This window comes from Pseudomonas multiresinivorans, assembly GCF_012971725.1.
Lineage (GTDB): Bacteria > Pseudomonadota > Gammaproteobacteria > Pseudomonadales > Pseudomonadaceae > Pseudomonas > Pseudomonas multiresinivorans.
Genome location: NZ_CP048833.1, coordinates 238,580 through 260,859 on the forward strand (window position 1 = coordinate 238,580; position 22,280 = coordinate 260,859).

The following is a 22,280-nucleotide window of genomic DNA, read 5'->3' on the forward strand; positions in this document are numbered from 1 at the left end:
AGCTCGCTCCTACAGAAAGCCTCCGCCCCTGAGCTGAATCAGCCTCGTGGGGCGTAGGCGAAGACATCCGCGCGCATTTGATGCGGGTCCATGCCCGCCGCCACCAGCGCATCCAGCGTGCCATAGACCATCGCCGGCGAGCCGCTGGCGTAGACGCGCAGGCCGGACAGTTCGGCAAAGTCCTCGCACACCGCCTCATGCAGCAGGCCGCAACGCCCCTGCCAGCCGCAAAGGTCGCTGACGATCTTGTGCAGCTGCAGGTTGGGCACGCCCTGCCACTCATCCCAGTGCGGCAGCTCGTAGAAGTCTTCCGGGCGGCGCACGCCCCAGTACAGATGGACCGGGTGGGCGAAGCCGGCGGCGCGGCAGAATTCGATCAGGCTGTGCATCTGCGCCATGCCGGTGCCGGCGGCGATCAGCACCAGCGGGCCGTCCGGCAGGTCGGCGAGGTGCGCGTCGCCGAAGGGCATCTGCACGCGGGCGAAACGGTCGCGCTGGAGTTGCGCCAGCAGGTCGATGGCGCTGCTCTCGCGGGCCAGGATGTGCAGCTCCAGGTCACGGCCTTCCTGCGGCGCGGAAGCCAGGGAGAAAGCCGCCGGGTCGCTGCCCTCGCGCTCGATCAGCAGGTACTGCCCGGCGTGGTAGCGCGGCGGCTTGCCGGCCGGCGCGCGCAGACGCACCCGCCAGACGTCGCCGCCCACCGGCTCGCAGAGCGTCAGTTGGCAGGACAGCGCACGCACCGGCAACTCGCCGGGGGCCAGCACGCCGTCCCAGTGCAGCACGCAGTCTTCCAGCGGCTCGGCCAGGCAGGTGAAGAGTTCGCCATGGTCACGCACCTCGCCATCCTGGCGCACGCGGCCTTCCACCAGCAGCGCCGCACAGATGTGGCAGTTGCCGTTGCGGCAGCTCTGCGGGCACTCATAGCCCAGGCGCCGCGCACCGTCGAGGATACGTTCCCCGGGCGTCAGCTCGAGCTGGGCGCCGGAGGGTTGCAAGGTCACTTTCAAGCGTCGTTCTCGTTCTTTTAGTTGTAGGAGCGAGCTTGCTCGCGAACACCCCCAGCAGCGGAGTTGGGTTCACGAGCAAGGACTAGGCGTCCCCCTCGGTCCTACAGGCGGGCGGCCACATCAATCGATGCCCAGGCTCGCCCAGATTTCATCGACCCGACGGGTTACCGCCGGGTCCTTCTCGATCACCCGGCCCCACTCGCGGCTGGTCTCGCCCGGCCACTTGTGGGTGGCGTCCAGGCCCATCTTCGAGCCCAGGCCGGAAATCGGCGAGGCGAAGTCCAGGTAGTCGATCGGCGTGTTGTCGATCATCACCGTGTCGCGCTTGGGGTCCATGCGCGTGGTAATGGCCCAGATCACGTCGTTCCAGTCGCGGGCGTTGATGTCGTCGTCGGTGACGATAACGAACTTGGTGTACATGAACTGTCGCAGGAACGACCAGACACCGAGCATCACGCGCTTGGCGTGGCCGGGGTACTGCTTCTTCATGGTCACCACCGCCATGCGGTAGGAGCAGCCTTCGGGCGGCAGGTAGAAGTCGGTGATCTCCGGGAACTGCTTCTGCAGGATCGGCACGAAGACTTCGTTCAGCGCCACACCGAGGATCGCCGGCTCATCCGGCGGGCGACCGGTGTAGGTGCTGTGGTAGATCGGCTTCTGCCGGCGAGTGATGCGCTCGACGGTGAACACCGGGAAGCGGTCCACCTCGTTGTAGTAGCCGGTGTGGTCGCCATAGGGGCCTTCATCGGCCATCTCGCCGGGGTGGATCACCCCTTCGAGGACGATTTCGGCGCTGGCCGGTACCTGCAGGTCGCTGCCGATGCACTTGACCAGTTCGGTCTTGTGGCCGCGCAGCAGGCCGGCGAAGGCGTATTCGGAGAGGTTATCCGGCACCGGAGTGACAGCGCCGAGGATGGTCGCCGGGTCCGCGCCGAGGGCCACGGCCACCGGATAGGGCTGGCCGGGATGCTTCTGGCACCACTCGCGGAAGTCCAGCGCGCCGCCACGGTGGCTCAGCCAGCGCATGATGACCTTGTTGCGGCCGATCACCTGCTGGCGATAGATGCCCAGGTTCTGCCGTTCCTTGTTCGGCCCGCGGGTGACGGTCAGGCCCCAGGTGATCAGCGGCGCGACGTCGCCGGGCCAGCAGGTCTGCACCGGCAGTTTCGACAGGTCGACATCATCGCCCTCCTCGATCACTTCCTGGCACGGCGCGTCCTTGAGGACCTTGGGCGCCATGTTGATGACCTTCTTGAAGATCGGCAGCTTGGACCAGGCGTCCTTCAGCCCCTTGGGCGGCTCAGGCTCCTTGAGGAAGGCCAGCAGCTTGCCAATCTCGCGCAGCTCGGAGACGTCCTCGGCGCCCATGCCCAGGGCCACGCGCTCGGGCGTACCGAACAGGTTGCCGAGCACAGGCATGTCGAAGCCGGTGGGCTTTTCGAACAGCAGGGCCGGGCCCTTGGCGCGCAGGGTGCGGTCGCACACCTCGGTCATTTCCAGCACCGGGGATACCGGCGCCTGGATGCGCTTGAGCTGTCCGCGCTGCTCCAGGGCAGCGATGAACTCGCGCAGGTCGCGATACTGCATGAGGGTCTCGATGGCGGCAGGATGATGCGACAGTCTACCGCCTATCAGCGCCCGGCAGAAACACGAAGGCCGGGTTTCCCCGGCCTTGTGGCTTGCATCAGAACAACAACGGCGCTTACTTGCTGCGCTTCATCGAATCGAAGAACTCGTCGTTGGTCTTGGTCTGGCGCAGCTTGTCCAGCAGGAACTCGACCGCGGCGATCTCGTCCATCGGGTGGAGGATCTTGCGCAGGATCCACATGCGCTGCAGCTCTTCCTCACCGGTGAGCAGCTCTTCGCGACGGGTGCCCGAACGGTTGATGTTGATCGCCGGGAACACGCGTTTTTCCGAGATGCGACGGTCGAGGATCAGCTCCGAGTTACCGGTGCCCTTGAATTCCTCGTAGATCACTTCGTCCATCTTCGAGCCGGTTTCGATCAGCGCGGTGGCGAGGATGGTCAGCGAACCGCCTTCCTCGATGTTGCGCGCGGCGCCGAAGAAGCGCTTGGGCTTTTCCAGGGCGTGGGCGTCGACACCACCGGTGAGCACCTTGCCGGAGCTGGGGATCACGGTGTTGTAGGCACGGGCCAGGCGAGTAATGGAGTCGAGCAGGATGATTACGTCCTTCTTGTGCTCGACCAGGCGCTTGGCCTTCTCGATCACCATCTCGGCAACCTGCACGTGGCGGGTCGGCGGCTCGTCGAAGGTGGAAGCGACCACTTCGCCGCGCACGGTGCGCTGCATCTCGGTCACTTCTTCCGGGCGCTCGTCGATCAGCAGGACGATCAGGTGGCACTCGGGGTTGTTGCGGGTGATGTTCGAGGCGATGTTCTGCAGCATGATCGTCTTGCCCGCTTTCGGCGGGGCGACGATCAGGCCGCGCTGGCCCTTGCCGATCGGCGAGCAGAGGTCGATCACACGGCCGGTGAGGTCCTCGGTGGAGCCGTTGCCGGCTTCCATGGTCAGGCGCTTGGTCGGGAACAGCGGCGTCAGGTTCTCGAAGAGAATCTTGTTCTTCGCGTTCTCCGGACGATCGAAGTTGATCGAGTCGACTTTCAGCAGGGCGAAGTAACGCTCGCCTTCCTTCGGCGGACGAATCTTGCCGATGATGGTATCGCCCGTGCGCAGGTTGAAGCGACGGATCTGGCTGGGCGAGACATAGATGTCGTCCGGGCCGGCCAGGTACGAGGAATCGGCGGAGCGCAGGAAGCCGAAGCCATCCTGGAGAATCTCCAGCACGCCGTCACCGGAGATTTCCTCGCCGCTTTTCGCGTGCTTCTTCAGCAGCGCGAAGATGATGTCCTGCTTGCGCGAACGGGCCATGTTTTCCAGGCCCATGGCATCGGACATTTCCAGCAATTCGGCAATCGGCTTTTGCTTGAGTTCGGTCAGATTCATAGAAGGGACGTAAATACGCTGAAAGGGGAAAAGGGAACAAGCGTGATGCTTGAAGAGCCGCGCCGTAGATGACGGACAGGATCGCTTTGAATTCGAATGGGAAGTGCGTCGGCGACGGCTTGCAGGGGACAACGAAAAACTCGTTGTGGCCCGAATTTAACACCCGAGTTTCGGAGCGTCTAGGGGCAGAAAGAAAAAAGCCCCGCGAATCTGCGGGGCTTTTCGGACTTCGTCGACTCAGATGTTGCTGTCGAGGAAGGCAGCCAGCTGCGACTTGGACAGTGCGCCGACCTTGGTGGCTTCGACGTTACCGCCCTTGAACAGCATCAGGGTCGGAATGCCACGCACGCCATACTTCGGCGGGGTGTCCTGATTCTCGTCGATGTTCAGCTTGCAGACTTTCAGCTTGCCCTGATAGTCCTTGGCGATCTCGTCGAGTACCGGGGCGATCATCTTGCACGGACCGCACCATTCGGCCCAGTAGTCGACCAGCACGGGACCGTCGGACTTCAGTACGTCCTGCTCGAAGCTGGCATCGGTAACATTGACGATATGTTCGCTCATGTATTCTCTCCGTCAATCGGATGCGAAAAAGTGTCCGCCATCATATCCCGCCTCGGCCCACACCGAAAGGCGCAGCCGATTGAGTGTATCTATCGCTGCCGCGGCGACTTCTGATCGGTGACAACCCCTTCATTGGCACTACCTGCCTAAAATGGCAGGATGTCTCCCGTATTTTCCCGGACCTGCCCCTATGCCCCATACCCCTGCCAAGACCTTCCCGATGATCGCGGCCATTGACCTTGGCTCGAACAGCTTCCACATGGTTTTGGCGAAGGCCGATCACGGTGAGATCCGCATCCTCGAACGCCTGGGGGAAAAGGTCCAGCTGGCCGCGGGCATCGGCGAAGACCGCATGCTCACCGCAGAAGCGATGCAGCGCGGCTACGACTGCCTGAAGCAGTTCGCCCAGTTCATCAACGGCATGCCGCCCGGTTCGGTGCGTGTCGTGGGCACCAACGCCCTGCGCGAAGCGCGCAACCGCGCCGAATTCATCCGCGTCGCCGACCAGATCCTCGGTCATCCGGTGGAGGTCATCTCCGGCCGTGAAGAGGCGCGCCTGATCTACCTGGGCGTTTCCCACACCCTGCCGGACAACCCCGGCAAGCGCCTAGTGGTCGACATCGGCGGCGGCAGCACCGAGTTCATCATCGGCCAGCAGTTCGAATCGCAACTGCGCGAGAGCCTGCAGATGGGCTGCGTGAGCTTCACCCAGCGCTACTTCAAGGACGGCAAGATCACCCCGGCGCGCTACGCCCAGGCCTACACCTCGGCCCGCCTGGAGCTGATGAGTATCGAAAACAGCCTGCGCCGCCTGGGCTGGGACGAGGCGGTCGGCGCCTCCGGCACCATCCGCGCCATCTGCCTGGCGATCCAGGCCGGCGGTCACGGCAACGGCGAGATCAACCCCGAAGGCCTGGCCTGGCTCAAGCGCAAGATGTTCAAGCTGGGCGAGGTCGAGAAGCTCGACATCGACGGCATCAAGCCCGACCGCCGGCCGATCTTCCCGGCCGGCATGGCGATCCTCGAGGCGCTGTTCGACGCCCTCGAGCTGACCCGCATGACCCATTCCGAAGGCGCCCTGCGCGAAGGCGTGCTCTACGACCTGTTGGGCCGCCACCACCATGAGGACGTGCGCGAACGCACCATCGGCGCGCTGATGGAGCGCTACCACGTCGACCCGGAACAGGCCGCGCGCGTCGAGGCCAAGGCGCTGGAATCCCTGGACCAGGTCGCCAAGGCCTGGGGCCTGACCGACGAAGGCCACCGTGAACTGCTGATGTGGGCCGCTCGGGTGCACGAGCTGGGCCTGGACATCGCCCACTATCACTACCACAAGCACGGCGCCTACCTGCTGGAGCACTCGGACCTGGCCGGTTTCTCGCGCCTGGACCAACTGACCCTGGCGCTGCTGGTGCGCGGTCACCGCCGCAACATCCCGGTGGACAAGTTCAACGAACTGGGCGATGAGGGCGACAAGCTGATCCGCTTGTGCGTCGTATTGCGCTTCGCCATCCTCTTCCACCACATCCGTGGCACCCAGGAAATGCCGGCTGTGGCCCTGAAGGCTTCGGGCAAATCGCTGGACGTGCGCTTCCCCGACGGCTGGCTGGCGGCCAACCCGCTGACCCAGGCGGACTTCGAGCAGGAAGCCGAATGGCTCAAGCGCGTGGGTTACTCGCTCAGCGTGAGCTGATCGCACGGAGCAATACGAAGGCCCCGGCGCGCAAACGCCGGGGCCTTTTCACTTCCAGCCCGGGCAGGTGCCTGCACGCCGCGTAGGAGCGGACTCCGTCCGCGATCGCCCATTGCCGGCACCACAATGTCCGGACGCGCATAAAAAAGCCCTGCCGAGGCAGGGCTTTCGATATCACCAGCCTGATCAGCGAACGCTGATCACCGGCGTGCACAGGCGTTCCAGCAGGGTCGCCTGGGCGTTGCGGGCGTTCTGGTTGCCGCTGGGGCTCTGGCGCACGTAGCTGCCGTCGGACTGCAGCACCCAGGCCTGAGTGTTGTCGGTCAGGTAGGATTCCAGCTCCTTCTTCACCCGCAGCACGAGTTTCTTGCCTTCCACCGGGAAGCAGGTCTCCACGCGCATGTCGAGGTTGCGCTCCATCCAGTCGGCACTGGAGAGATAGAGCTTCTCCTCGCCACCGTTGAGGAAGTAGTAGATCCGGCTGTGCTCGAGGAAGCGGCCAATGATCGAGCGCACCTGGATGTTGTGCGACACCCCCGGCACGCCCGGACGCAGGCAGCACATGCCGCGCACCACCAGGTCGATCTTCACGCCGGCCTGGCTGGCCTTGTACAACGCGCGAATGACCTTGGCGTCGGTCAGCGAGTTGACCTTGGCCATGATGTGCGCCGGCTTGCCCTCGGCGGCCTGGGCAGCCTCGCGGTTGATCATCTCCAGCAGGTTCTTCTTCAGGGTGAAGGGCGCGTGCAGGAGCTTCTTCATGCGCAGCGTCTTGCCCATGCCGATCAGCTGGTTGAACAGCTTGTGCAGGTCCTCGCAGAGCGCCACATCGGCGGTCAGCAGGCTGTAGTCGGTGTACAAGCGGGCGTTGCCGGCGTGGTAGTTGCCGGTACCCAGGTGCGCGTAGCGGCGCAGCTCGCCGTCCTCGCGACGCAGGATGAGCATCATCTTGGCGTGGGTCTTGAAGCCGACCACGCCGTAGATCACCACCGCGCCGGCCTGCTGCAGGCGGCTGGCCAGCTGCAGGTTGGATTCCTCGTCGAAGCGCGCCCGCAACTCGATCACCACGGTCACTTCCTTGCCGTTGCGCGCAGCTTCCACCAGCGCGTCGACGATCTCGGAGTTGGCGCCGGAACGGTACAGCGTCTGCTTGATCGCCAGCACGCTGGGGTCCTTGGCGGCCTGGCGCAGCAGGTCAATCACCGGAGTGAAGGACTCGAACGGGTGCATCAGCAGCACGTCGAGCTTGCCCAGCACGTTGAACAGGTTTTCCTTCTTCTGCAGCAGCTTGGGGATCGTCGGGGTGAACGGCGGCGACTGCAATTCCGGGTGACTGGCCAGGCCGGTGACGCTGAACAGGCGCGTCAGGTTGACCGGCCCGCTGACGCGGTACAGCTCGGTCTCGGACAGGCCGAACTGCTTGAGCAGGTAATTGGACAGTGGCACCGGGCAGGTATCCACCACCTCCAGGCGCACGGCGTCGCCGTAGCGGCGCGAGAACAGCTCGCCGCGCAGCGCGCGGGCCAGGTCCTCGACGTCCTCGGCGTCCACCGAGAGGTCGGCGTTACGGGTCAGGCGGAACTGGTAGCAGCCCTTCACCTTCATGCCGTGGAACAGGTCGTCGGCGTGGGCGTGGATCATCGACGACAGGAAGACATAGTTGTCTCCTGGGCCTGCGACTTCTTCCGGCAGGCGGATAATCCGCGGCAGCGAGCGCGGCGCCGGGATGATCGCCAGGCCGGAGTCGCGACCGAAGGCGTCCAGGCCTTCGAGCTCGACCATGAAGTTCAGGCTCTTGTTCACCAGCAGCGGGAACGGGTGGGTCGGGTCGAGGCCGATCGGGGTGACGATGGGGGCGATCTCGTCGCGGAAGAAGCGACGGACCCAGGCCTTGATCTTCGGCGTCCAGTAGCGGCGGCGGATGAAGCGGATGTCGTGCTTGGCCAGCTCCGGCAACAGGATGTCGTTGAGGATGCTGTACTGGCGGGCAACCTGCTCGTGCACCTGCTCGCTGATGCGAGCCAGCGCCTGGTGCGGCAGCAGGCCATCGGCGCCGGCCTGCTCGCGGGCGAAGGTGATCTGCTTCTTCAGGCCGGCAACGCGGATCTCGAAGAATTCATCCAGGTTGCTGGAGAAGATCAGCAGGAACTTCAGGCGTTCCAGCAGCGGGTACGACTCATCCAGCGCCTGCTCCAGCACGCGGATGTTGAACTGCAGCTGCGAGAGTTCGCGATGAATGTAGAGGGCACTGTCGTCCACGTTGATCGCCGGCACCGCCGGTTCGACGGGCGGCGGCGGCGTCTCGACCACCTCCGTTACGACGACTTCGGTGACTTCAGCAGTGGTGTCAGCTTCGATAACTTCGGTTTCGCTAATGCCTTCGGTATTCATCGCTCGTCTCATCGACGGGGTCAGCCCCCGCTTTTCATTTTCAATTGTTGTGCCGCGCGCTTGGCGAAGTAGGTCAGGATGCCATCTGCGCCCGCGCGTTTGAAGGCCAGCAGCGATTCGAGGATCACCGCCTCGCTGAGCCAGCCGTTGTTGATCGCGGCCATGTGCATCGCGTACTCGCCGCTGACCTGGTAGACAAAGGTCGGGGCGCGGAATTCGTCCTTGGCCCGGCGAACGATGTCGAGATAGGGCATGCCCGGCTTGACCATGACCATGTCGGCGCCTTCGGCGAGGTCAGCGTAGATCTCGTGCAGGGCTTCGTCGCTGTTGGCCGGGTCCATCTGGTAGGTGGCCTTGTTGCCCTTGCCCAGGTTGGCGGCGGAACCGACGGCGTCGCGGAACGGGCCGTAGTAGGCGCTGGCGTACTTGGCCGAGTAGGCCATGATGCGGGTGTTGATGTGGCCGGTGGACTCCAGGGCCTCGCGGATGGCACCGATGCGGCCGTCCATCATGTCCGACGGAGCCACGACCTGGGCGCCGGCTTCGGCGTGGGAAAGTGCCTGCTTGACCAGCACATCGACGGAAATATCGTTCAGCACATAACCATCCTCGTCGAGGATGCCGTCCTGGCCGTGGCTGGTGAACGGGTCCAGCGCCACGTCGGTGATGATGCCCAGCTCCGGGAAGCGCTCGCGCAGAGCGCGGGTGGCGCGCTGGGCAATGCCATCGGGGTTGAAGGCTTCGGCGCCGTCGAGGGATTTCTTCTCCAGCGGAGTCACCGGGAACAGCGCCAGCGCCGGGATGCCCAGTTCCACCAGTTCTTCGGCTTCCTTGAGCAGCAGGTCGATGGACATGCGCTCCACGCCCGGCATCGAGGGCACCGCTTCACGCTGATTCTTGCCGTCGAGGACGAACACCGGAAGGATCAGGTCGTTGGCGGTCAGGACGTTTTCGCGCACCAGGCGGCGGGAAAATTCGTCACGACGGTTACGACGCAGTCGAGTGAAGGGGAAGGCACGATCGGCGGGAATGAAGCTCACGGCGTACTCCAGGGCCTGATACAGCAGGCACAGTCTGACAGTTATAGCCCTGAATTATGACCGATTGGTAACAACCGGTAACAGTGACCCTTGGTCGCGGCATCCTGCCGCAGCGGCATGCCGCCGCTCTGCACCGGTACAGACTTGTTCCAGGTCAGTTGTGCGGACCGGGATACCTTCCCTGCGGGCGACAACCGGGTTAGGCTTCGCGTTCATTTCGCTGCGTTGCCTCGATAATGCTCCAACAATTCCTGCAGGATTTCGGCTACTTCGCGCTGTTTCTCGGCACGTTCTTCGAGGGTGAGACCATTCTGGTCCTGGCCGGCTTCCTGGCATTCCGCGGCTACATGCAGCTGGAGTACGTCATCGCGGTGGCGTTCTTCGGCAGTTACGCGGGCGACCAGCTCTGGTATTTCCTCGGCCGCCGCCACGGTCGCAAGCTGCTCGCGCGCAAGCCGCGCTGGCAGAAGATGGGTGACAAGGCGCTGGAGCATGTGCGCAAGCATCCCGACCTGTGGGTGCTGAGCTTCCGCTTCGTCTACGGCCTGCGCACCGTGATGCCAGTGGCCATCGGCCTGTCCGGCTACCCGCCGGCGCGCTACCTGCTGCTCAACGGCATTGGCGCCATCGTCTGGGCCACGGTGCTGGGCAGCGCCGCCTTCTACTTCGGCAGCGTGCTCGAAGGTGTGCTGGGCAACATCAAGAAGTACGAGCTCATGGTCCTTGGCGGCCTTGTGGTGATCGGCCTGCTGTTCTGGCTGCGCCGTCGCTACAAGGCCAGCAAGTCCGAGTAATCGCGCTGACTGATCAGGCCGCCTGCGGCAGGCGCTCGGCGCGCCGCAGGCCGAGCAGACCGATCAGGCTGAGCAGCGAGTAGACCGCCAGCGCCCAGGGCGCCCACTGCGGCAACTCGATCCCTCCCCACAGCGCCAGCGCCGCCACTGCCGGCACGTTCAGCGCCAATCGCAGCAGTTCCAGGCGCAGCGCCCAGGCACGGTTCTCCAGCCAGCAGCCGATGGCGTAGAGCCCGAAAGCCATCCAGCCCCAGCCAATCACCAGCGGCAGCACTTGCCAGCCCTCCCCGACGCCCAGCAACCAGGTGCCGACCACCACGTAGGTGGCGAACTGCAGACCGGCGTACCACTGCCGGCCGCGCGTCAGCGGCACCTCGAACTTGCGGAAGGCCGCCAGGTCAGGCTTGGCCATGGGATAGCGCTGGGCGACGTCCGCGGGGCGCCAGCCGGTACGCATGAACCAGATGCGCAGCTTGTCCCACAGGCTGCCGGTACGGCGCGCATCGTTCCACAGGTGTGCATAGACCTGCAGATTGGCCCACAGCGGGTTCCAGCTGGCCAGGGGGACCGTCACGCCGAACACCACCGGCTCTTCGTCCAGTTCTTCCTGGAAGGTGCCGAACAGGCGGTCCCAGAGAATGAACACGCCACCGTAGTTGCGATCCATATAGACAGGGTTCTGTGCGTGGTGCACGCGGTGGTTGGACGGGGTGATGAACACCCATTCGAACCAGCCCAGCTTGGGAATGTGCCGGGTGTGAACCCAGAACTGGTAGAGCAGGTTCAGCGCACCGACGGTGAGGAACACCAGCGGCGGCACCCCGGCGATGGCCATGGGCAGGTAGAAGATCCAGCCGAAGATGAAGCCGGTGCTGGTCTGCCGCAGCGCGGTGGAGAGGTTGTAGTCCTCGCTCTGGTGGTGCACCGAATGGGCAGCCCAGAGGACGTTGCGCTCATGGCCGAGGCGGTGGTTCCAGTAGTAGCAGAAGTCGTAGAAGACGAAGGCGAACGCCCAGACCCACAGGCTTTTCGCCGACAGCTCGAACAGCGCGAGGTGCTGCCAGGCGATGCTGTAGGTCACCAGCGCCAGTCCCTTGGTCAGCAGGCCGCTGGTGGTCGACAGGACTCCCGCGCTGAGGCTGTTCAGCGCATCGCTCAGGCGATAGGTGCGCAGGCCGCGCCAGCGGTCGGCGAGCAGCTCGATCGCAATCAGCAGGAAAAAGAAAGGCACGGCGAAGAGGATGTAGTTCATGGTGCGACCGAATCGTTATGCTTATGAGGAAGGATCCTAGTCCCTTGCCCGCCGCCGGCCACGGCCGTCGGCGACAGCCCGGGCGGCATATCGCGACAGCCCCGGCCCCCTCGAACAGGAGCAGTCCATGAAGAAAGTTGCCGTTATCCTTTCCGGTTGTGGCGTCTACGACGGCGCGGAAATCCATGAAAGCGTGATCACCCTGCTGCGCCTGTCCCAGCGCGGCGCCCAGGTGCAGTGCTTCGCGCCGAACATCGAGCAGCACCACGTGCTGAACCACCTGACCGGCGAGGAAATGGCCGAGAAGCGCAACGTGCTGGTGGAGTCCGCACGTATCGCCCGCGGCGAGGTCAAGGATATCCGCGAGGCCAAGGCCGAGGACTTCGACGCCCTGATCGTGCCCGGCGGCTTCGGCGCTGCGAAGAACCTCAGCGACTTCGCCTTCAAGGGCGACCAGTGCCAGGTGCAGCCGGATGTGCTGGCGCTGGCCAAGGCCTTCGCCGCCGCGAAGAAGCCGGTCGGCCTGATTTGCATCGCCCCGGCCATGGCCGCGCGCATCTTCGGTGAAGGCGTGGAGTGCACCATCGGTACCGACGAGGGCACCGCCCAGGCGCTGACCAGCATGGGCGCCAAGCACATCGACTGTGCCGTGGAAGACATAGTCGAGGACAAGGACCACAAGCTGGTCACCACTCCTGCCTACATGCTCGCGCAATCCATCGCCGAAGCCGCCAGCGGCATCAACAAGGCGGTTGATCGGGTGCTGGAGCTGGCCTGAAGCTCTCCTCGACTGAGGCATTCGCGAGCAAGCTCGCTCCTACAAAGAGCGGCTGCGACCTGTAGGAGCGAGCTTGCTCGCGAACTGCCGCAACGCCGACATAGCCCATCGGAATAAAATCGCCCGGCATTGCCGGGCGTTTTCGTTTCAGGCCTTGCGGCTCTCCGCCTCGCGCATGAGCCGCGTCAGCAGCCGGTCCAGGCTGTTGGCGAAGGCCTGGCGGTCCTTGTCGCCGTAGGGCGCCTGCCCTCCTCCCACCTGGCCCTGCTCGCGCAGGTCGGTGAACAGGTTGCGCACGGCCAGGCGTTCGCCCATGTTCTTCTCGTCGAACTCACGGCCTCGCGGGTCCAGCGCATCGACTCCCTTCTTCACCAGCCGGTCGGCCAGCGGCACGTCGCTGCAGATCACCAGGTCGCCCGGCTCAGCCTGCTCCACCAGGTAATCATCGGCTGCGTCCATCCCGCTGGGCACGACGATCAGGCTGACGCAGGCGAACGGCGGCTTGGCCACGGGCTGCCCGGCGACCATCACCACCTCCAGCTTGCGCTTGAGGGCGAACTTCGCCACCAGGTCCTTGGCCGCGCGCGGGCAGGCGTCGGCATCGATCCAGATACGCATCGGAAAACCATTCTCCAGAAAGCACGACGGCCAGTATCGCACTGGCCGTCGTGTATCGCTCAGCTATCGCCTCAGGAAGAGGCCACCTCGGCCGCCTTGCGGCGCTCGGAGAAGTAGCTGCGTCCGTAGAGCACAACCACTGCCAGCAATGCCACGGCCTGGGCCGACAGCGAGTAGGCGTCGGCCTTGATGCCGAGCCAGTCGAAGTCGAAGAACGGCACCGGGCGGGTACCGATCACGCCGGCTTCCTGCAGGGCGACCACACCGTGGCCGGCGAAGACCACCGACAGGGCACAGAGCAGCGCGGCGTTGACGGTGAAGAACAGCTTCAGCGGCAACTTCGCCGAACCGCGCAGGATCACGAAGGCAATCGCGATCAGGACCACCACGGCGGTGCCTGCACCGGCAATCACCGCGTTGTGACCGGCCGGACCAGCCTGCAGCCAGAGGGTCTCGTAGAACAGGATGACCTCGAACAGCTCGCGGTAGACCGAGAAGAACGCCAGCACGGCGAAGCCGAAGCGTCCGCCGCCGCCCACCAGGCTGCTGCGGATGTAGTCCTGCCAGGCCGCGGCATGGCGGCGGTCATGCATCCACACGCCGAGCCAGAGCACCATCACGCAGGCGAACAGCGAGGTGAAGCCTTCCATCAGCTCGCGCTGGGCGCCGCCGATATCGATCACATAAGCCGCGACTGCCCAGGTGGCGAAGCCGGCGACGAAGGCCAGGCCCCAGCCGATGTGCACGCCGCGCACGGCCTTCTCCTGCCCGGTGTTGCGCAGGAAGGCGAGGATCGCCGCCAGCACCAGGATCGCTTCCACGCCTTCGCGCAGGAGGATCAGCAGCGCCGAGAGGAAGCTGATGGAGAAGCTCAGCGAGTCGCCGCTCAGGGCCTTGGCGGCATCCACCAGCTTGGCCTTGGCCAGCTCCAGCTGCTGGGCCGCCTCGGCTTCCGGCAGGCCGTCACGCAGCGCCTGACGGTACGCCATCAGTTGCTTCTCGGTGGCCTTGCGCAGGTCGGCGTCGACGTTGTCCAGCGACGACTCCACCAGCTCGAAGCCTTCCAGGTACGCGGCGACGGACAGGTCGTATGCCTGGTCGTGGTCGCCGGAGCGGTACACGGCGAAGCTCTTGTCCAGGGTCGCGCTGGTGTAGTCGATCAGTTGCGCCGGGCCGCGGTGTTCCAGCGGCGGGTGCGCGCGCAGGGCGCGGAAGCTTTCGGCCGCTGCCTCGCCGTCGTGCTCGGCGACATCCGCCGGCGTCTGGGTCGACAGGGTTGCCAGCGGGTAGGCGTGGGCCGGGTCGACCTTGGCCTGGCCGGCGCTGAGGCTGGCGACGTAGGACGCGAGGTCCCAGCGCTGGCGCTCGTCGAGCTGGTCGGCGAAGGCCGGCATGTCGGTGCCGGAAACACCCAGGCCGATGACGTTGCGCAGATCGTAAAGGCTGAGCTGGTCGAGGCGCGCGCGGTCGGTCAGGTTGGCCGGCGGCGGCTCCAGGCCGATTCCGGCCGGGCCATCGCCCTTGCCGCCGTCACCGTGGCAGATCGAGCACTGCTGGGCGTACACCTCGGCGCCGCGGGCCGGGTCCGGGGTGATCGCGGGGGTCTGTACCACCTGGTAGATGTCGGCGACGCGCGCCTCCAGGTGACGAGCCTGCTGGGCAACCTGCTTGCCCGGCTGACGCTGCTCGATGGCCTGCTTGAGGCTCGCGGCGTCCTTTTCCAGGTCGGCGCGCTCAGGGCGCGCCGGCAGGGTGAGGATCAGCGAATGGAGATTGCCGACGAATTCCTGCTGCTCCTTGTATTCGCTGTCGTTGATTACCCTGCCATCGGCGACGGTGGCGGGGTAGTCAGCAGCGAGATAACTGAGCAGGTGAAGCGCTTGAGCCGGGTCGACAGCCGTGTCGGCGTGAGCTCCAAGGCTGCAAAGGCCGACCAGCGGCAACAGCCAGACGAAAAGTTTGGAGGGGCGCATACGGGAAGTTAAATGAGAATGAAAGAGATTAAATTGTCACCTCAGGTTTCCGTCTATGCAAGGACAATGTCCCGCAGAACTGCGCCCGAAGTATTCGTGCGGCCACGCCCGCACTTCCGCCAGCGCCCCTCAAACGCCCTCAGGCCGGGGCTCGGCGCACAGTGGCGAGCAGCGCAGCGGCGCCCACGAAGAGGGTAGCGAAAGTACGATTCATCACCCGCTGCTGGCGCTGCGAGCGCAGCGCACGCAGCACGCGGGCGGCCAATCCGGTGTAGCCGGCCATAACGATCAGGTCGACGGTGATCATGGTCGCGCCCATGATCACGTACTGGATTGCCATCGGACGGTGCGGGTCGACGAACTGCGGCAGTACCGCGAGCATGAAGATCACCGCCTTGGGGTTGCTGGCATTGACCAGGAAGCCGCGCAGCACCAGGGTCAGCGGCCGCCCGATGGGGCGCTCGCCGCTCGCCGCCATCACCTGCGGGGCAGCGGTCCACTGGCGGTAGGCGAGATAGACCAGGTAGACCACGCCGAACCACTTGATCGCGCTGAATGCCACGGCCGATGCCGAGAGCAGCGCGCCGACGCCGGCGGCAACGATGGCGATCTGCAGGGCGAGGCCGATCTGCAGGCCCAGGGCATTCCAGTAGCCGCGCCAGAAGCCGTATTGCAGCCCGCAGGACATCGAGGCGATGGCCCCGGCACCGGGCGACAGGCTGATCACCCAGCAGGCGATGAAGAAGGCGAACCAGGTACTGGCGAGCATTGCGGACCTCACGACGCCCAGGCAGGCGCAATAATTTGTTACGGAGGCCCAGTGTGCCTCAGTCAGGCTGCGCCGCCCAGCGCTACCGACGAAGGTCGGGTGAACCTTGTAGGAGCGAGCTTGCTCGCGAACCACTTCAGCTGCGGAGTCGCTGGAAACTCTGTTCGCGAGCAAGCTCGCTCCTACGAAAAACAAAAAGCCCGGCGCTAGGCCGGGCTTTTTTCAGCGCAGAGCAATCAGCTCGGAATGTCCTTGCGCAGCTTCACCGGCTCTTCGCCGCGCTTGCGCGCCAGGGCACCGCGCAGACGGATATTGACCGCCTCCACTGCCAGCGAGAAGGCCATGGCGAAGTACACATAGCCCTTGGGCACGTGGATCTCGAAGGCTTCGGCGATCAGCACGGTACCGACCACAATGAGGAACGACAGCGCCAGCATCTTCAGCGACGGGTGCTTCTCGATGAACGCGCTGATGGTGCCGGCCGACAGCATCATCACGCCGACCGAGATGACGATGGCCGCCACCATCACCGGCACGTGCTGCACCAGGCCCACGGCGGTGATCACCGAGTCCAGGGAGAAGACGATGTCGATGATCGCGATCTGGATGATGATGCCCATGAAGCCGCGGGACTTGCCGCCCTGCTGGCCGCCCTCCTCCGCGCCTTCGAGGCTGTGGAAGATTTCCATGGTGCTTTTGAACAGCAGGAACAGGCCACCGAAGAACAGGATCAGGTCGCGTCCGGAAATACCGTGGTCGAACACGGTGAACAGGTCCGCGGTCAGGCGCATCACCCAGGTGATCGAGAGCAGCAGCAGGATGCGCGTACCCATCGCCAGCGCCAGGCCAAAGAAGCGCGCCTTGGGTTGCTGGGCCGCCGGCAGGCGGCTGACCAGGATCGAGATGAAGATGATGTTGTCGATGCCCAGTACGATTTCCAGGGCAGTCAGGGTCAGAAAGGCAACCCAGATCTCAGGGCTTGTGAGCCATTCCATAGTGGGAGACGTCCGTCAGGGGGTGGTGGGAAAGTTCGGCCCGCGCCAACGGCGAATGGCCTTCTGGAAGAACAGGTTGTTCGGTACTTGCAGCAGTGCGCCGGGCGCGCCGTCCTCGGCGACTTCCTCCAGCGTGGTGTAGAGCAGGTTGATTGCCACGACCCGGCCTTTGACTCCGGGCTTGTCGGCGGACTCGATGACTTCCACCCGGTCGCCCAGGCGGAACGGCCCCATGGTGAAGATCATCAGGGCGCAGAACAGGTTGGAAAGCACGCTCCAGATCGCGAAGAAGGCCACGGCGGCGACGGCCGCAAAGCCGGTCAGCGCAGCCCACAGCACGTCCGCGGACACACCCAGGCGCTCCAGCACCAGCATTACCGCCGAGCCCATGATCAGCCAGCGCAGGCCGCCGCGCAGGGGCAGCAGCAGTTCCGGCGGCATCGGGTAGCGCTCACCGAGGCGACTGATGGCGCGCGTCACGATGCGCTGGACCACCCAGGCCAGCAGCAGGATGAGGATGATCTGCCCGCCACGCAGCAGTGGTTCGCTCCACGCCACCAGCAGGTTCACGTCATCCATCACTCACTGGCCTCGAGCTGGCGCTGCAGCTCTTCGAGGGTTTCCAGGGCCATCAGCCAGGACTCTTCCAGTTCGCTCTCGCGGGTCTTGAGGGTTGCCTGGCGCGCCAGCAGGTCGCGCAGTTCGTCCTTGCGCGCGGCTTCGTAAAGGGCGCTGTCACCCAGACGCTCCTCCAGTTCGGCGAGCTGCTCGTGGACCTTGCCCAGCTCCTTCTCCAGCTTGTCGGCTTCGCGCTTGTGCGGGGCGAGTTGCTGGCGCAGCGCAGCGGCCGCTTGGCGCTGGGCGCGCTTGTCGGTCTTGTCGCCGGCGGGAGCAGCGGGCGAAGACGGCGTCTGGCGGGCGCGGAAATCCACCAGCCAGCGCGCGTAATCGTCGAGGTCGCCATCGAACTCGCGGATGCGCCCATCGGCCACCAGCAGGAATTCGTCGGTGGTGCTCTTGAGCAGGTGACGATCGTGGGACACCACCACCACGGCACCGGAGAACTCCTGCAGCGCGAGGGTCAGCGCCAGGCGCATTTCCAGGTCGAGGTGGTTGGTCGGTTCGTCGAGCAGCAGCAGGTTGGGCTTCTGCCAGGCGATCAACGCCAGGGCCAGGCGCGCCTTTTCGCCGCCGGAGAAGTTCAGCACCGGCTCGTCGCAGCGCTCGCCACGGAAGTCGAAACCGCCGAGGAAGTCGCGCAGGGTCTGCTCGCGCTCAGCCGGTGCGATACGTGCCAAGTGCAGCAGCGGGCTGGCCTTGGGGTCCAGCGAGTCGAGCTGGTGCTGGGCGAAGTAACCGATGGCGAGGTTCTCGCCACAAGAGAGTTCGCCGGCCAGCAGCGACAGGTCGCCGGACAGGGTCTTGATCAGGGTCGACTTGCCCGCGCCGTTGGGGCCGAGCAGGCCGATGCGTGCGCCGGGCACCAGTTGCAGCTTGACCTTCTCCAGCACGGTCTTGTCGCCGTAGCCCAGGCGAGCCTCGGAGAGGTTGAGCAGCGGGCTGGAGATCTTGTCGGACTCACGGAAGGCGAAGTCGAACGGCGAATCGACGTGGGCCGGCGCCAGTTCTTCCAGGCGTTCCAGCGCCTTGATCCGGCTCTGTGCCTGGCGAGCCTTGGTGGCCTGGGCGCGGAAGCGGGCGATGTACTTTTCCATGTGCGCGCGTTGCGCCTGCTGTTTCTCGTATGCCTGTTGCTGCTGGGCAAGGCGTTCGGCGCGGGTGCGCTCGAAGGCCGAGTAGCCGCCGCGGTACAGGGTCAGCTTGCGCTGTTCGAGGTGGGCGATGTTGTCCACCACGGCATCGAGGAAATCGCGGTCGTGGGAGATCAGCAGCAGCGTGCCTGGATAGCCCTTGAGCCACTCTTCCAGCCAGAGGATGGCGTCGAGGTCCAGGTGGTTGGTCGGTTCGTCGAGCAGCAGCAGTTCGGACGGGCACATCAGCGCCTGCGCGAGGTTCAGGCGCATCCGCCAGCCACCCGAGAAGTCGCCGACGCGGCGGTCCATCTGCTCGGGCGTAAAGCCAAGCCCCGCCAGCAGCTTGCGCGCACGGGCGTCGGCGGTGTATCCGTCGGCACTGTCCAGCTCGCTGTGCAGGCGCGCCAGAGCAGTACCATCGTGGGCGTCTTCGGCCGCGGCGAGGTCCGCCTGGATCTTGCGCAGGTGCACGTCGCCGTCGAGTACATAGTCGACGGCAAGGCGGTCGAGGGTATCGACCTCCTGGCGCATGTGCGCGATACGCCAGTCCGCCGGCAGGTAGCAGTCGCCGGCATCCTGGCCGAGCTGGCCGCGCAGCAGGGCGAACAGGCTCGACTTGCCGGCGCCGTTGGCGCCGATCAGGCCGACTTTCTGTCCGGCGTGCAAGGTGAGTTCGGCACCTTCCAGCAAGCGCTGGGGGCCACGCTGTAGCGTAAGATTTTGTAGTCGAATCATGGCGGCGGAGTTTATCAGCTTCGCCTGGCAATCGCTGTGGGTGCTCTATGTCTGATGATGTCTGGTCGTATGCGCTGAAACTCTACGCCCGCCCTGGGGTTGAGGCGGCTTGCCTGTCGCTGCAGGAAGGCGGTGGGGATGTCTGCCTGCTGCTCGCTTCGGCCTGGCTGGGAAGCACTGGCGTGGCCTTCTCGCCGTCGCGAATGAGCGCGCTGGAATGCACTGCGCGGGAGTGGCGCGAGGAAGTGATAGTGCCGCTGCGTTCGCTGCGTCAGCGCTGGCGCCAATCGGCGAAGCAGGACGCAGAGCTGGCGCCGCTGCGAGAGCGGATCAAGCAGCTCGAACTGGAAGCGGAAAAGGTGCTGCTGGGAAGACTGGAGGCGGTGGCAAGGGGTTGGCCACGAGGTGAAGCGCAGGAACTGGTGTACTGGCTGGAAGCTGCAGCCGGTGAAGCGGGCGGCTTGCGCCGCGATGCGCAGGAAACCCTGCGCATCGCGGCGAGCCTCTCCTGAGCCTCAGGAAGCGCTGGAGGGGGTGCTGCTGGCCGGAGTAGCCGGTGCCGGAGTGGTGCTGGCAACCGGGGTAGCGGCCGGAGCGCTCGGCTGGGCAGCCGGTGCGCTCGGGGCAGCCGGAGCGGCCGGTTTGGCAGCGGCGGCAGGCTTGGGCGCAGCAGGCTTGGCGGCCGGTTTTGCGGCTGGCTTGGCAGCGGCTTTCACCGCAGGTTTGGCAGCCGGTTTCGCGGCGGGCTTGGCAGCGGCGGCAGGCTTGGCAGCCGGCTTCGCGGCGGGTTTCGCAGCCGGCTTGGCAGCGACGGGCTTGGCCGCAGCAGGCTTGGCAGCGGCTTTCGCGGCGGGCTTGGCGGCCGGTTTGGCAGCGGCTTTCGCAGCTGGCTTGGCAGCCGGTTTCGCGGCAGGTTTGGCAGCAGGCTTGGCCGCAGCAGCGGCAGGCTTAGCAGCGGGTTTGGCTGCCGGCTTGGCGGCGGCTTTCGCAGCTGGCTTGGCGGCTGGCTTCGCGGCAGCTTTGGCAGCCGGTTTGGCAGCAGCGGGTTTTGCAGCGGCAGTTTTCGCAGCCGGTTTGGCAGCGGCTTTAGCGGCAGGCTTGGCGGCGGGCTTCGCAGCAGGCTTGGCAGCGGCTTTGGCAGCAACAGGCTTGGCAGCGGCAACCTTGGCAGCCGGTTTCGCAGCAGGCTTGGCAGCGGCTTTCACGGCAGGCTTGGTGGCGGGTTTGGCAGCGGCTTTAGCGGCCGGTCTGGCGGCAGCCTTGGCAACCGGCTTGGCAGCAGCAGCGACCGGCTTGCGGGTAGCGAGGGACTTGCCAGCGGCTTCCTTCACCTTGGTCACGCCCTGGGCGAGCTTCAGGCTCTCCTGCACATCACGCTTGAGATTGGCGATGTAGGCACGGGTTTCGGTCTGACGGGTCTTCAGGACATCCAGGGCGCCGTCGATATCGGCGATGGTCGACTTGGCTTTTGCCTGCGCCTTCGCCTTGCCGGCCTTGGTCGCGTCCTGCAGTTTGGCGCGAGCCTTGTGCAGCTTCTCCTGTGCCTTGCCGCGTTGTTTCTCGAGCTTGGCGAGCAGCTTTTCGGAATCGACCAGCGCCTGCTTGCAGGCACCTTCGAGGTGTTCGATCAGACTGTTGGACAACTGGTGCAGCAGATGCAACGGAGTGGTGACGGGTTTCTTGTTGGCCGACATGACGTGCCTCCTGGCGGACGTGGTTGCGCCCATACTAGCCCCGCTGATGGCCTCTCGCCAATGTCCTGATTACGCTGCAGGCCGCAGCAGGCATCGGCTTCAGAGGTTTTCAGCGGTGCGCGAAGGCGCGTTTTTTCACTCACCCAGTGACGCTGTAACTCGCACTTGGTTCCCGCAAGTGATCGCCTGGCCACACGCAAAGCCGCATGACGCGCGGGTTTGAGCACCGAAAATAAATTTTTCGAGACTGCCGCAAAGCCGCGTCGCAGAGCCTTTCAAGCCATCATTCGCCAGGCCGCCAGGCCGCCATTCAGAACCCACTGACGCACCTCGACGCCGCTCGAAAATATCTCCGGCGAAGGAGCGAATCGATGCTCGCTCACACCCTTGCACACAATCGAAAAACAACCGCCTCGGGCATCGTTTTCACCTTCGAAAAATTCACGCACCACCCTCATTGCGAGCTGCCGAACGGCGTGAGTTTTCACCATGGCACGCTGACGCCGAGACAAGCTGCGAAGTGCGAAAAAAATCGCGGACAGGGCCCGCCCCTGCGCTCCGGGACGATGCTGGGGAGGGACGCGAAATAGCCCCACGGCAGAGGACCGGGGCGAAGAGATGGCCTGGTACAGATTCTTCAAAAGACGACGGCGCCTTTTAACCGAACATGAACCACGAGCAGGCTCTGTCCGTGATCGGCTTGAACGGCACGAACCCAACCCTGAAACGAAAACGGCGCGATCACTCCCGGTGATCGCGCCGTTTTCGGCAACACCATGATCAGGCCAGGACGGCTTTCTGCTCGTGGGCGTTGTGCAGCACCTCGATCAGGCAATCTTCCAGCTCGAAGCGTTCGTGCAGTTGCTGGCGCAGACTCTTCAGCTCGCTGGTCAGGCAGGTGCCTTCGCGGCAGTCGCCGTTATCGCAACGGTCGTTGAAGTTCAGCGCGTTGGCGGTGATGGTTTCCAGACGCGGGTAGATCTGCTTGGCCAGTTCCAGGCCCCGCGTATCACCAAAGGCCTGCGCCTCGTTCATCAGCTGTTCGTAGACTTCGAAGTGGCCCGCCGACACGTAGTCGAGCAGGAGCTGACAGAAGTTCTGGAGATTCTCGGCGTTGGTCTTCGGCGCCTGGACACCGTCCAGGGAATCGAATGCCCGGACCAACTCATGTCGATCCCGCAACCAGCGGTCGATCAGCTGGTGTACGCCTCCCCAACGTTCCTGGGCATTACGGCAGCTCTCGAGCATGTTGTCCTCA

20 protein-coding genes are annotated in these 22,280 nt (G+C 64.9%); 5 read left to right on the forward strand and 15 right to left on the reverse strand.

The genetic code is table 11. From position 1 onward, the window contains the following. Positions 1–38 precede the first annotated feature (38 nt). From G4G71_RS01105 to trxA, 4 genes are all read right to left on the reverse strand, one after another. A complete protein-coding gene (locus G4G71_RS01105) occupies positions 39–1,007 on the reverse strand; it encodes a CDP-6-deoxy-delta-3,4-glucoseen reductase (RefSeq protein WP_169935068.1) in 969 nt (322 codons plus the stop codon). A 120-nt stretch (positions 1,008–1,127) separates the two neighbouring features. Continuing rightward, complete coding sequence (gene ubiD / locus G4G71_RS01110; protein ID WP_169935069.1) at positions 1,128–2,594, reverse strand: 4-hydroxy-3-polyprenylbenzoate decarboxylase; 1,467 nt, start codon at positions 2,592–2,594, stop codon at positions 1,128–1,130. 115 nt (positions 2,595–2,709) lie between these two features. Beyond that, positions 2,710–3,972 (reverse strand): transcription termination factor Rho, encoded by a 1,263-nt coding sequence (gene rho, locus G4G71_RS01115; protein ID WP_015475046.1) that lies wholly within the window; start codon positions 3,970–3,972, stop codon positions 2,710–2,712. A gap of 237 nt (positions 3,973–4,209) precedes the next feature. Next, the gene (gene trxA, locus G4G71_RS01120; protein ID WP_015475045.1) at positions 4,210–4,536 is read right to left on the reverse strand and encodes a thioredoxin TrxA; all 327 of its coding nucleotides are present in this window, start codon (positions 4,534–4,536) and stop codon (positions 4,210–4,212) included. A gap of 190 nt (positions 4,537–4,726) precedes the next feature. Here trxA and ppx point away from each other — a divergent pair, with 190 nt between their 5' ends. After that, positions 4,727–6,229 (forward strand): exopolyphosphatase, encoded by a 1,503-nt coding sequence (gene ppx / locus G4G71_RS01125; protein WP_169935070.1) that lies wholly within the window; start codon positions 4,727–4,729, stop codon positions 6,227–6,229. 186 nt (positions 6,230–6,415) lie between these two features. Here ppx and ppk1 read toward each other — a convergent pair whose 3' ends face one another. After that, positions 6,416–8,620: a polyphosphate kinase 1 gene (gene ppk1 / locus G4G71_RS01130; protein WP_169935071.1), complete on the reverse strand. Its 2,205-nt coding sequence runs from the start codon at positions 8,618–8,620 to the stop codon at positions 6,416–6,418. 20 nt (positions 8,621–8,640) lie between these two features. Next, the gene (gene hemB, locus G4G71_RS01135) at positions 8,641–9,660 is read right to left on the reverse strand and encodes a porphobilinogen synthase (RefSeq protein ID WP_054910217.1); all 1,020 of its coding nucleotides are present in this window, start codon (positions 9,658–9,660) and stop codon (positions 8,641–8,643) included. Positions 9,661–9,893: 233 nt separating this feature from the next. On the opposite strand from hemB, the gene G4G71_RS01140 reads away from it, so the two are divergent. Beyond that, on the forward strand, positions 9,894–10,454 hold the full coding sequence (locus G4G71_RS01140; RefSeq protein WP_054910216.1) for a DedA family protein: 561 nt from the start codon (positions 9,894–9,896) through the stop codon (positions 10,452–10,454). Between the two features lie 13 nt (positions 10,455–10,467). On the opposite strand, the gene G4G71_RS01145 is transcribed toward G4G71_RS01140, so the two are convergent. After that, a complete protein-coding gene (locus tag G4G71_RS01145) occupies positions 10,468–11,706 on the reverse strand; it encodes a sterol desaturase family protein (protein WP_169935072.1) in 1,239 nt (412 codons plus the stop codon). A gap of 127 nt (positions 11,707–11,833) precedes the next feature. Between G4G71_RS01145 and elbB the strand changes: the two genes are divergently transcribed. Continuing rightward, positions 11,834–12,484 (forward strand): isoprenoid biosynthesis glyoxalase ElbB, encoded by a 651-nt coding sequence (elbB, locus tag G4G71_RS01150; RefSeq protein ID WP_169935073.1) that lies wholly within the window; start codon positions 11,834–11,836, stop codon positions 12,482–12,484. Positions 12,485–12,631: 147 nt separating this feature from the next. Here the strand turns inward: elbB and G4G71_RS01155 are convergent, their stop codons facing one another. The 6 genes from G4G71_RS01155 to G4G71_RS01180 form a co-directional block, all read right to left on the reverse strand. Then, complete coding sequence (locus G4G71_RS01155) at positions 12,632–13,102, reverse strand: YaiI/YqxD family protein (RefSeq protein WP_054910213.1); 471 nt, start codon at positions 13,100–13,102, stop codon at positions 12,632–12,634. A gap of 71 nt (positions 13,103–13,173) precedes the next feature. Further along, complete coding sequence (locus G4G71_RS01160; RefSeq protein WP_169935074.1) at positions 13,174–15,075, reverse strand: cytochrome c/FTR1 family iron permease; 1,902 nt, start codon at positions 15,073–15,075, stop codon at positions 13,174–13,176. A 139-nt stretch (positions 15,076–15,214) separates the two neighbouring features. Further along, positions 15,215–15,844, reverse strand: a complete 630-nt coding sequence (locus G4G71_RS01165; protein ID WP_054910211.1) for a LysE family transporter — start codon at positions 15,842–15,844, stop codon at positions 15,215–15,217. A 236-nt stretch (positions 15,845–16,080) separates the two neighbouring features. Further along, positions 16,081–16,839: a TerC family protein gene (locus G4G71_RS01170; RefSeq protein ID WP_169935075.1), complete on the reverse strand. Its 759-nt coding sequence runs from the start codon at positions 16,837–16,839 to the stop codon at positions 16,081–16,083. 15 nt (positions 16,840–16,854) lie between these two features. Further along, the gene (locus G4G71_RS01175; RefSeq protein WP_169935076.1) at positions 16,855–17,418 is read right to left on the reverse strand and encodes a mechanosensitive ion channel family protein; all 564 of its coding nucleotides are present in this window, start codon (positions 17,416–17,418) and stop codon (positions 16,855–16,857) included. Continuing rightward, a complete protein-coding gene (locus G4G71_RS01180) occupies positions 17,418–19,328 on the reverse strand; it encodes an ATP-binding cassette domain-containing protein (protein ID WP_169935077.1) in 1,911 nt (636 codons plus the stop codon). Before G4G71_RS01180 ends, G4G71_RS01175 begins: the two co-directional genes overlap by 1 nt. Positions 19,329–19,375: 47 nt before the next feature. On the opposite strand from G4G71_RS01180, the gene G4G71_RS01185 reads away from it, so the two are divergent. Then, positions 19,376–19,840, forward strand: a complete 465-nt coding sequence (locus tag G4G71_RS01185; RefSeq protein WP_169935078.1) for a TIGR02444 family protein — start codon at positions 19,376–19,378, stop codon at positions 19,838–19,840. Between the two features lie 3 nt (positions 19,841–19,843). Here G4G71_RS01185 and G4G71_RS01190 read toward each other — a convergent pair whose 3' ends face one another. After that, on the reverse strand, positions 19,844–21,022 hold the full coding sequence (locus G4G71_RS01190; protein ID WP_169935079.1) for an AlgP family protein: 1,179 nt from the start codon (positions 21,020–21,022) through the stop codon (positions 19,844–19,846). Between the two features lie 371 nt (positions 21,023–21,393). On the opposite strand from G4G71_RS01190, the gene G4G71_RS01195 reads away from it, so the two are divergent. Continuing rightward, the gene (locus tag G4G71_RS01195; RefSeq protein WP_169935080.1) at positions 21,394–21,612 is read left to right on the forward strand and encodes a hypothetical protein; all 219 of its coding nucleotides are present in this window, start codon (positions 21,394–21,396) and stop codon (positions 21,610–21,612) included. A gap of 190 nt (positions 21,613–21,802) precedes the next feature. On the opposite strand, the gene G4G71_RS01200 is transcribed toward G4G71_RS01195, so the two are convergent. Then, positions 21,803–22,270, reverse strand: coding sequence for an Rsd/AlgQ family anti-sigma factor (locus tag G4G71_RS01200; RefSeq protein WP_024766399.1), 468 nt, complete (start codon positions 22,268–22,270; stop codon positions 21,803–21,805). Between the last annotated feature and the right edge of the window lie 10 nt (positions 22,271–22,280).